Below are 9,833 nucleotides of genomic sequence, written 5' to 3' on the forward strand. Positions count from 1 at the left end.
GGGAGACATGATGGCAACGACATACGAACGGCGGTTGCGTCGGGGGCGGCGCTGCTGGGACCTGGCATCCGCGACCTATTACCGCGGCCTGGAGCGGATGCTGGCACCGCTCAACGAGTTGGCCCTGAAGCACCTGGAGTTGGAACCAGGTGAGCGAGTGATCGACATCGGGTGTGGGACTGGCGCCGGCCTGGCCGTCTGGCGGGACGCGGTCGGACCTGACGGCTCCGTTCTCGGTGTCGATTACAGCCCGCGAATGCTCACGCGGGCGCAACGCGTGACCGAAGCGCACGGTTGGCCGAACGTGAGGCTCCGGCGAGCCGACATCGCGCGGGACTCGTTGGGGGACAACGAGTCCCGCGCGGCGGTGGCATTGAGTTCGCTGTCCGCCACGCCGGACGTGCGTGCTGCTGTCGAAATCGCTCACGCCGCGCTGCGCCCCGGTGGGCGCATTTTGGTGTTCGACATGCGCCTGATCGTGACGGGGCACGTGTTCAAGCGAGCGGCGATCCGGCTCGGCCGCGCGACCTATCGCGCCACCGCGGGTTTCGCCGGTGCCGACGTGATCCACGAACTACAGCGAACCTTCGCCACCGTGGCGCCGGCCTTCCCGAGCGGCGAATTCGGCACGACGATCTCCTTCGCCCTGGCCATCAAGTAGGCCCGAGATTCACCCGACGTGTAGATCATCAACCGCGCCATTAATGCCGGGGAAGAATTCGATATTTTCCCATCGAATGGTTGACGCTACTGCAAGCCTATGCCGCGAACACCGGTGCGCTGGCGTTCTATCGCTCGCGTGGCTACAAGTCGCACGTCATTGGTTTGCGCTTCGACCTCAGTTGACTGATTACGGAGGGGCTGAGCCATGCTCTCGCAATGGCCCAGCCCCACCGCGCCGGGATCAGACGCCGGCGAACGCCGAGTCGACGAACGCCTTGTTCTGCTCGGCCCACTGCTTGACCGCGTCGGCTTCCTTGCCTTCGCCGGCCTTCTGGATCGCGTCCTCGAGCGAACCGAGTTGCTCGTCATTCACCTTGAGCGCCTGCAGCGACTTGGTCAGCGCGGGGAAGTCCTTGCCGAAGTTCTTGCGGCCCAGGACGTGCAGCTGTTCGCCCTTCCCCATGGCACCCTTCGGGTCGGCCAGGTCCTTCAGCTGGTACCGCGAATACGCCCAGTGCGGATGCCACAGCGCCACCACGATGGGCGTGTTGGACTTCACGGCGGTGTCGAGCGCCGCCAGCATCGCGGTGCTCGACGAGTTCTGCAACGTCATCGAGCTGGCCAGGTCGTACTGGGGGATCGCATTGTCCTGAATGATCCTGGTCTCGCCCGCGCCGGGGTCGATACCCGTGATCTTGCCGCCGAACTCCGCCGCGTGCGCCTTGAGGTCCTCGATGGAGTTCACGTCCGCGACCGACTGCGGGACCGCCAGGTTCAACGTGGCATTGTCGTACCAGACCCCGAGATCCTCCAGTTGGTCCTTGTACTGGTTCCAGTAGTCCTCGTGCGTGGAGGGCAACCACGCGTCCAGGAACAGGTCGATCTCACCCTTCGCAAGCCCGGAATAGAGCGGCGCCGCGTCGAGCTGATGCAGCTCGACCTTGTATCCCTTGGCCTCGAGCTGCGCCTTGGCCAAATTGGACAGTGCGATGTCCTCGTCCCAGGCGATGTAACCGATCTTGATCGTCTTGCTTTCCTGGCCGGTGTCGGTGCTGGCAGTACGGCCGCCGCAGGCGGTGGCAACCAGGCTCACCGACAGCACGGCCGCGACCAGCGCGCAAAGGCGCCGCAGCTTACCCCGTGTCATGTTTGTCGTATCTCCTTTCGTAAAACTCTCAGTCGCCGGTGATGAAGGCGGTGGGCGCCGGCGTGACGCGGGAACTTGACGGGAGGCGGCGCGTCCGCTGGCCGGTGAACGAGGAGGTGATCCGGTCCAGGTAGATGGCCAGGATCACCACTCCCACCCCGTACTCGAAACCAGCCCCGAGCTGGAGACGCTGGACGGCCTCGAAAACCTTGGCACCCAGCCCGGGACCACCGGTCATACCGGCGATCACGACCATCGACAGCGACAACATGATGATCTGGTTGACCCCGGCCATGATCGACGGCATCGCGAGTGGGATCTGGACACCGGTCAGGATCTTGCGCGGGGGCGCGCCGAAGGACTCGCCCGCTTCGACCATTTCCTTGTCCACCTGGCGAATGCCGAGCTCGGTGAGGCGGACCCCGGGCGGCAGGGAGAAGATGACCGTGGCGACGACCCCGGGCACCGCGCCGATGGAGAAGAAGAAGATCGCCGGAATCAGGTAGACGAAGGCCGGCAGCGTCTGCATGAAGTCCAGTACCGGCCTGATTACCCTGCTGGCCGCGGTGCTTCGGGCGGCGAAGATGCCGAGTGGTACCGCGATCAGCGTGGCGATCACCCCGGAGACCAGGACCTGAGCCAGCGTCAGCATCGCCTCGTCGAACACGCCGAGGCCATCCGCGAGCGCGAACCCGACCAACGTGACCGCGCCGAACTTCCAGCTCCGCAACCACCAGGCCAGCAGTGCGAACACGAGGGCCATGGCCCACGCGGGCGGCCACTGCAGTGCGGTGGTGAGCCCGTCGACCGCACCGGTGATGATGGTTTGGACGGCGTCGAACAGCGGCCCCACGTTGTTGTTGAGCCAGTCCACGATGCGGGCGAACCAGTCGCCCAGCGGAATCCGCGGCACGTGCCACGCGTCGGCAAGCAAGCGCTCATGCATGGAAGGCCACCTCCTTCCCGGCACTGTCGTCGGAGTGGGTCGCCTCGCCGAGCGCGGCCAGCAGGGTGGCTCGCGGGACCACCCCCAGCAGCCGCCGGTCGTCATCGATCACGGCAAGCGGAAGACGGTTTTCGGCCGCGGGCGTGAACAACTCGCTCACCGGCGTTTCCGGCCGGACCGCAGCGAATTCCTGGCTGATGATCCCCTGCACGCTCTCTTCGCCACGACCTGCGGCCTCGGTGGCGTCGGTATCGGATATCACACCGGCCAAGCGGCCATCCTGTTCCAGCACGAACAGAGCGGAACACCGATGCTCCTGCATCAGGCGCAGGGCTGCTCCCGGCTCGGCCCCGCGATCGAGCGTGGCGAGCGGTTCGACCAGCACGGATCCGGCGGTCAGCACCCGGCTGCGGTCGACGTCCTGCACGAACTGGGCCACGTAGTCGTCGGCCGGTTCGGTGAGGATCTGCTCCGCCGTTCCGATCTGTACGATCCTGCCCTCCCGCATCACCGCGATCCGGTCCCCGAGGCGCATCGCTTCGTTGAGGTCATGCGTGATGAAGATGATGGTTTTTCCCAGCTGGGCCTGCAAAGACAACAGCTGATCCTGCATCTCACGGCGAATCAGGGGATCCAGTGCGCTGAACGCCTCGTCCATCAGCAGCACATCGGTGTCGGCGGCCAGTGCCCTGGCCAGCCCGACGCGCTGCCGCATCCCGCCCGACAGCTGGTCAGGCCGGTGGTCCTCCCAGCCTGCCAGCCCAACCAGCGCAAGCGACTTCCTTGCCGTATCAAGGCGTTCGTCACGTGGCACACCCTTGATCTCGAGTGCGTACGCAGCGTTCTCCAGCACAGTCCTATGTGGAAACAGGGCGAAATGCTGGAACACCATGCTGATGGTGCTCTGCCGCATCTCCCTGACCTGCTTTGCCGACATCGCCGTGATGTCCACCCCGTCGACGTAGACCTTTCCCGAAGTCGCGGGCAACAGGCCGTTGAGCATTCGGATCAGTGTGGACTTTCCCGAGCCGGACAGCCCCATGACCACGAAGAGCTCGCCGGCCTGAACCTCGAACGACGCGTCGATCACGGCCGGTGTGACGCCGGGCAGGTCCAGGCCGGCGCGATCGACGCCGGCTCGCAGCCGGCGCACCGCATCATCGGCACGCCTGCCGAACACCTTGTACAGCTTCTCAGCACGAACAGTCGGCAATGGGCTCCTCGCCTTTCGCAACGAAGATCAACCTGACACTGGTCCCAGCACCCTATTCAAAAGACACAGAGGCACAACCAGTGGAACGGAAAGCAACCGGTAAACACCAGGTCCGTCGTTTCATGAGCTCGATCACGACGCCGCGATCGTCATCGACACGTGATCGTTTCGTAACTTGAACGTGGATGGCGAGCTTTCAAGCCGAGTCGAAGGGTCGTGGATCGAGCAGGTGGTCGAGGTGACTCTGCGGCGCTGTTGGCGCCGCTGGCCGACAAGAACCGCAACTCCAAGGTCGATCTCCGGCACACGCTGCGAACCTTCCTGGCCAACAACGGCTAGTCGGACGCGTTCGCCTCAGCGCTGGGCATTCACCGGCACACCCTTCGATACCGGATGGGCAAGGCGGCCGAGGCGCTGGGCCGGGAGCTCGACGATCCGACGACGCGCGCGGAACTCTGGCTGGCGTTGCAACTCGACGACCAGCTATAACGCCGCGGCCGTACTCCGAAGTGGCACCTGGCGCCGCCGGATTGTCCAACCTGCGCACTAGCCGCTGACCTCGCCGTCGTCGATCCTGGCAGTCCTGACGAGAAAAGGAACGCGACATGGTTGCCATCAACTGTGACATGGGCGAGGCGTACAGCATCTACCGCTGTGGCGATGACGAGGGCATCATGCCCTACATCACCGTGGCGAACGTGGCGTGCGGCTTCCACGCCGCGGACCCCGTGGTGATGCGCAAGACCGTTGCTCTCGCCAAGGAACACTCCGTGAAGGTGGGCGCGCACCCCTCCCTTCCCGACCGGGAGGGGTTCGGCCGCCGCGAGATGAAGCTGGATTCCGAGGAACTCACGGCCTCGGTCGTGTACCAGGTCGGCGCGCTGAGCGGGTTTCTCCGGGGAGCGGGGATGCCGCTCAACCACATCAAGCCCCACGGTGCGCTCTACGGGATGGCCTCTCGTGACGAGTCCGTCGCCCGGGCCGTCGCCGCTGCCGCGGACGTCTTCGACGTTCCGCTCATGGGCATGGCGAACACCATGCACGAGAAGGTGTGGGGACAACGTCCCCAGGGCTTCATCGCGGAGTACTACACCGATCTCGACTACGGCGACGACGGCTCACTGATCATCACCCGGGACCACGTTGCCTACGATCCGGCCGTTGCCGCCGCGCGGTCGGTCCGGGCCGTCACGGAGGGGGTCGCGACCTCGGTCAACGGCAACGACATCCCCATGCGGGCCGACTGCGTCTGCGTGCATTCCGACACGCCGGGAGCCGTCGACCTTGCCAGGAGTGTCCACCAAGCGCTCAAGCCCTACTTGAGCTGATTCCTTGTTCCAACGAGCGACAGCGAGGTTTTTCATGGCCCGACACGAGGTCGTGTCACCGATCCCAGGGGTCTTCTACCGCAGGCCGGATCCGGCCAGCCCGGAGTACGTCAAACCCGGCCAGCGGGTCGGCGCCGGGGACACGGTAGGCCTGGTCGAGGTGATGAAGTCCTTCTACCCGGTCGAGGCAGGAGCCGACGGAACCGTCGTCGACTACGCCGCGGAGGCCGAAGAGGTCGTGGACGCCGGGCAGGTTCTGGTCGTGCTCGAGGTCGAGTCGTGAAGCGGCTGCTGGTCGCCAACCGTGGTGAGATCGCGGTCCGCATCATTCGCGCGGCCCGGGATCTCGGCTTCGAAACCGTCGCGGTCGCCAGCGACGCCGACATGGAAGCGACACACGCCCGACTCGCCGACACCGTCGTCAACATCGGCCCCGCGCCGGCCACGAAGAGCTATCTGGTCCCGGAGACCATCGTGGCGGCAGCGCGTGATTCCGGTGCCGACGCGGTACATCCCGGCTACGGGTTCTTGTCCGAGCGGGCGGCGTTCGCCACTGCGGTCACCGAAGCCGGGCTCACGTTCGTCGGCCCCGACGCCGCCGTCATCGAGCAGATGGGCGACAAGGTTCGAGCGCGGCAGGTCGCGATGGCTGCGGGCGTGCCCACGGTGCCTGGCACCACCGACGGCGTCAGCGACGTCACCGCAGCCGTCGCCGCCGCCCGGGAAATCGGGTATCCGGTGATGTTGAAGGCCGCGGCCGGTGGCGGTGGCCGCGGCATCCGCGTGGTGGCCGACGAGACCGAACTGATGTCCGCCTTCCCGCAGGCGTCCGGCGAGGCGGCCAGCGCCTTCGGCGACGGCCGCATGTATGTCGAGCGGTTCGTCCGCAGCGCGCGACATGTCGAGGTGCAGGTACTGGGCGATGGTTCCGACGCGATCCACGTGTTCGAGCGGGAGTGCTCTCTGCAACGCCGCCGGCAGAAGGTCGTCGAGGAGGCGCCCTCGCCAGGCATCGACGAGCGCATTCGAGCGGAGATGACCGCGGCGGCGGTTCGCCTGTGCAAGCAGGTCGGTTACCGCAGTGCCGGTACGTGCGAGTTCCTGGTCGACGACTCCTCGGGCGAGTTCTTCTTCATCGAGATGAACACCCGCATCCAGGTCGAGCACCCGGTCACCGAGCTGATCACCGGGATCGACCTCGTCGCCGAGCAGTTGCGCATCGCGGGCGGTGAGAAACTCGGCATCCAGCAGAGCGACGTGACCGCACGCGGCCACGCCATCGAGTTCCGGGTGTGCGCGGAGAACCCGGACCGGAACTTCATGCCGGGACCCGGCCGCGTCGGTTACGTTCACCTTCCCACCGGGCCGTGGGTGCGCACCGACACGTGGCTCGAAACGGGGAGCGAGGTTTCGCCGTTCTACGACTCCCTGGTGGCAAAGGTCGTGATCTGGGGGCACGACCGGGCCACCGCGCTGGCACGTTCGGCGCGTGCCCTGTCCGAACTCGTCGTCGAGGGCGTGCCGACGACCACGAGCCTGCTGGTGGAGCTGCTGGACCAGCCGTGGTTCGCCAAAGGTCGTTTCGACACCGGCACCCTCGAGCAGTGGCTCACCCAGCGCGCGTAGGAGCACCCATGAACGGAAACAACCAGCCGGCCCGGTACAGCTGGGGCGGCGACGAGCACATCTTCGTCGAACTCGCCGAGTCGATGAGCCTGCGGGCCAACTTCCGGGCCATGGCGATCACCACCACCCTGCGGGAGGAACAGCTCGACGGGGTTCTGGAGATCTGTCCCGCCAACGCCTCCTACCAGGTCCGATACGACCCGGACGTGATCGAACCGGACACGCTGCTCGGGCACCTGACCGACATCGAGCGGACGGTCGGGGACGCCTCCGACGTCAGCCTGTCCACCCGGGTGGTCGAAATCCCCGTCCTGTACCGGGATCCGTGGACCACCGAGACCCTCATGCGGTTCCGTGACCGGCATCAGGATCCGGAGGTCACCGACATCGACTACGCGGCCAGGATCAACGGCCTCGCCGACGCGGACGAGTTCATCCGGATGCACTCGAACTCGCCGTGGTTCACCTCGATGGTCGGTTTCGTCGCGGGACTGCCGTTCATGTTCCAGATGGTGCCGCAGGAGCGCCAGCTGGTCGTGCCGAAGTACCTCCGGCCCCGCACCGACACTCCTAAACAGACAGTAGGACACGGCGGATGCTTCGGCTGCATCTACTCCGTGCGAGGTGCCGGCGGTTACCAGATGTTCGGAATCACCCCCGCACCGATCTACGACCCATCGCAGTCCATGCCGGACTTCGCCGATTTCATGGTGTTCTTCCGCCCCGGCGACATCGTGCGGTTCGCGCCGATCGATCGTGACCGCTATGACGAGGCGGTCAAGGAGGTCGAGGCGGGCGAGTTCCGGATCCGGTCCCGGCAGGTCGACTTCGCCCTGCAACCGTTCCTGGACGACCCGGACGGTTTCAACACTCGTCTGCTGGAGGTGCTCCGTGCCGATTGAGGTGCGTAAACCCGGCCTGTCCACGACCATCCAGGACACCGGCCGCAGTGGCTACTACGACGTCGGCATCCCGCCGTCGGGTGCGCTCGACCAATACTCGCTCATGGTCGCGAACCGCCTCGTCGGCAACGACCCGAGCGCCGCGGCGCTGGAATGCACCTACCTCGGACCGGAACTTCAGTTCACCGAGGACGCGGTGGTGGCTGTCGCCGGCGCGGAGCTCCCGCCCAAGGTCAACGGAGAGGAGCGCCCCGTCTGGGAATCGTTCGCGGTCAAGGCCGGCGACGTTCTCGACTTCGGGTACGTCAGGCGAGGCGCGCGCGCCTATCTCGCGGTCAGCGGCGGCATCGACGTGCCGCAGGTGCTCGGTAGCCGGTCCACCTACGGCCTGGGCAACCTCGGCGGACTGTCGGGTGGCCCGCTGGTGGCCGGCGACGTTCTGCCGGTCGGTGCCGGTCAGGGGGCTCCGGGACGATCGCTGCCCGAGGAGCTCAGGCCGGTCATGGCCAAGGAGATCGAGGTCAGAGTCGTGATGGGGCTGTACGACCACGTGCTGGCCGAAGCGGGCAGGAAGAACTTCCTGTCCACGACCTGGACGCTCACACCGGTCGCCGACCGCGTCGGTTTCCGTTACCAGGGCGGCGAGTTGGAGATGGTCTCTCGGACGCCGCCGTTCGGTGCCGGACAGGATCCGTCGAACATCGTCGACGCCCCATATCCGATCGGGTCCATCCAGGTGCCCGGTGGGGTGGAGCCGATCATCTTGCACCGGGACGCCGTGTCCGGAGGCGGCTACATGATGATCGCCACCGTCATCAGCGTCGACCTCGATGCGGTGGCGCAATCGGCGCCCAACACGCAGACCAGGTTCGTCGAAGTCAGCCTCGACGACGCCCTCGCCGCGCGCCGGGAGTATCGGCAGCGCCGCCAACGCGTCGCCGACCTGCTCGGCTGAGAGCGTGTCTCACTCGGTCCGGCTCGGGCCGCCCCCCGGCGGGCCTCAGAGCGCGGCGGCGAAGGCGTCGTAGGCCTGCTTGTTGAAGAGCACGAAGCGCAGTTCCTCGAATCCCTCGCCCTCCTCGCGCAGCGTCTGCACCGCGATGCGCGCGGCGTCGTCGATGGGCCAGCGGTAGACGCCGGTGGAGATCGCGGGGAAGGCGACGGTGCGGGCGCCGAGTTCCCGCGCGACGCGTAGAGACTCCCGGTGACAGGAGGCGAGCAGCACCGAGCGGTCCTCGCCCGGGTTCCAGACGGGGCCGACGGTGTGAATCACCCAGCGCGCCGGCAGCCGCCCGGCCGTGGTCGCCACGGCCTGCCCGGTGGCCAGCCCCCGGCCGTAGTGTCCGGGGCGCAGACGGCGACATTCGGCGAGGATCTCGGGGCCGCCCTTCCGGTGGATGGCACCGTCCACACCGCCGCCGCCCAGGAGCGAGGAATTGGCGGCGTTCACCACCGCGTCCATGTCCTGTTCGGTGATATCTCCCTGGACCAGGGTGATGTTCGGTTTCGCCATATGACCATCCTGTCAACTCTGTCATCGAGAAGGTCGAACGGGCCGATGGCTACGGCCTGGCCGGGTGGTCAAGGTCAACCTAACCGGTACGAGCATATGCCGGTGCCGGACCAGAGCGTCAGAGTTCGGTCATGGTCCGCGAGTGAAATGCAGGACATTGCGGCCGGGTGTGCGCTCGTGGTCCACATGGGACGGTGGGACGAAACACGGATGTCCTTGGATCATCTGGACTTTGTAAGAGTCGGCATGGGGCGCGGTTCCCGGGTTTCGTCGGGTCGTTTCCCCATGCCGCTCTTCCGAACCGGACGTGCGACTTTCACCGCATCCGGCTCTCCACAAGTCGGTCAGGTTGTGGCGTGTCGGGGTGTCTGGGTCCAGGGGGTGGGTATTATGGTTCCGCGCCATCGGTAGCGTTGGATTGCCATGGTGGCGGGTTGGTAGAGATCCACTCCGTCGGTGCTGGGCTGCCATCCTTGATATGGGTGGTAGCGCCGC

10 protein-coding genes and 1 pseudogene are annotated in these 9,833 nt (G+C 66.3%); 7 read left to right on the forward strand and 4 right to left on the reverse strand.

Annotation, left to right across the window (positions count from 1 at the left end; all coding sequences use genetic code 11):
- Positions 1-7: 7 nt before the first annotated feature.
- The gene (locus A3CU_RS43915; RefSeq protein WP_052371546.1) at positions 8-661 is read left to right on the forward strand and encodes a class I SAM-dependent methyltransferase; all 654 of its coding nucleotides are present in this window, start codon (positions 8-10) and stop codon (positions 659-661) included.
- A gap of 243 nt (positions 662-904) precedes the next feature.
- On the opposite strand, the gene A3CU_RS0108315 is transcribed toward A3CU_RS43915, so the two are convergent.
- Genes A3CU_RS0108315 through A3CU_RS43925 form a run of 3 tightly spaced genes read right to left on the reverse strand, consistent with a single transcriptional unit; the run spans position 905 to position 3,969 of the window.
- Positions 905-1,810 (reverse strand): glycine betaine ABC transporter substrate-binding protein, encoded by a 906-nt coding sequence (locus tag A3CU_RS0108315; RefSeq protein WP_027941901.1) that lies wholly within the window; start codon positions 1,808-1,810, stop codon positions 905-907.
- Between the two features lie 28 nt (positions 1,811-1,838).
- Positions 1,839-2,756, reverse strand: a complete 918-nt coding sequence (locus A3CU_RS43920; protein ID WP_052371547.1) for an ABC transporter permease — start codon at positions 2,754-2,756, stop codon at positions 1,839-1,841.
- Positions 2,749-3,969 (reverse strand): quaternary amine ABC transporter ATP-binding protein, encoded by a 1,221-nt coding sequence (locus A3CU_RS43925; protein ID WP_043840759.1) that lies wholly within the window; start codon positions 3,967-3,969, stop codon positions 2,749-2,751. The genes A3CU_RS43920 and A3CU_RS43925 overlap by 8 nt, the downstream gene beginning before the upstream one ends.
- Before the next feature lie 357 nt (positions 3,970-4,326).
- On the opposite strand from A3CU_RS43925, the pseudogene A3CU_RS50935 reads away from it, so the two are divergent.
- The 6 genes and pseudogenes from A3CU_RS50935 to A3CU_RS0108360 form a co-directional block, all read left to right on the forward strand.
- A pseudogene (locus A3CU_RS50935) lies at positions 4,327-4,458 on the forward strand (helix-turn-helix domain-containing protein); the annotation flags it as partial.
- Positions 4,459-4,574: 116 nt separating this feature from the next.
- Entirely contained in the window at positions 4,575-5,297 is a 723-nt protein-coding gene (pxpA, locus tag A3CU_RS0108340) for a 5-oxoprolinase subunit PxpA (protein ID WP_027941902.1), read from the forward strand.
- Between the two features lie 34 nt (positions 5,298-5,331).
- Positions 5,332-5,580, forward strand: coding sequence for an acetyl-CoA carboxylase (locus A3CU_RS0108345; protein WP_027941903.1), 249 nt, complete (start codon positions 5,332-5,334; stop codon positions 5,578-5,580).
- Positions 5,577-6,923: an acetyl-CoA carboxylase biotin carboxylase subunit gene (locus A3CU_RS0108350; protein ID WP_027941904.1), complete on the forward strand. Its 1,347-nt coding sequence runs from the start codon at positions 5,577-5,579 to the stop codon at positions 6,921-6,923. The genes A3CU_RS0108345 and A3CU_RS0108350 overlap by 4 nt, the downstream gene beginning before the upstream one ends.
- Positions 6,924-6,931: 8 nt before the next feature.
- Positions 6,932-7,825 (forward strand): 5-oxoprolinase subunit B family protein, encoded by an 894-nt coding sequence (locus A3CU_RS53865; RefSeq protein ID WP_027941905.1) that lies wholly within the window; start codon positions 6,932-6,934, stop codon positions 7,823-7,825.
- On the forward strand, positions 7,815-8,780 hold the full coding sequence (locus tag A3CU_RS0108360; protein ID WP_027941906.1) for a 5-oxoprolinase subunit C family protein: 966 nt from the start codon (positions 7,815-7,817) through the stop codon (positions 8,778-8,780). Before A3CU_RS53865 ends, A3CU_RS0108360 begins: the two co-directional genes overlap by 11 nt.
- A 45-nt stretch (positions 8,781-8,825) precedes the next feature.
- On the opposite strand, the gene A3CU_RS0108365 is transcribed toward A3CU_RS0108360, so the two are convergent.
- The gene (locus tag A3CU_RS0108365; protein ID WP_027941907.1) at positions 8,826-9,338 is read right to left on the reverse strand and encodes an O-acetyl-ADP-ribose deacetylase; all 513 of its coding nucleotides are present in this window, start codon (positions 9,336-9,338) and stop codon (positions 8,826-8,828) included.
- Between the last annotated feature and the right edge of the window lie 495 nt (positions 9,339-9,833).

The organism is Amycolatopsis taiwanensis DSM 45107, assembly GCF_000519205.1.
GTDB lineage: Bacteria > Actinomycetota > Actinomycetes > Mycobacteriales > Pseudonocardiaceae > Amycolatopsis_E > Amycolatopsis_E taiwanensis.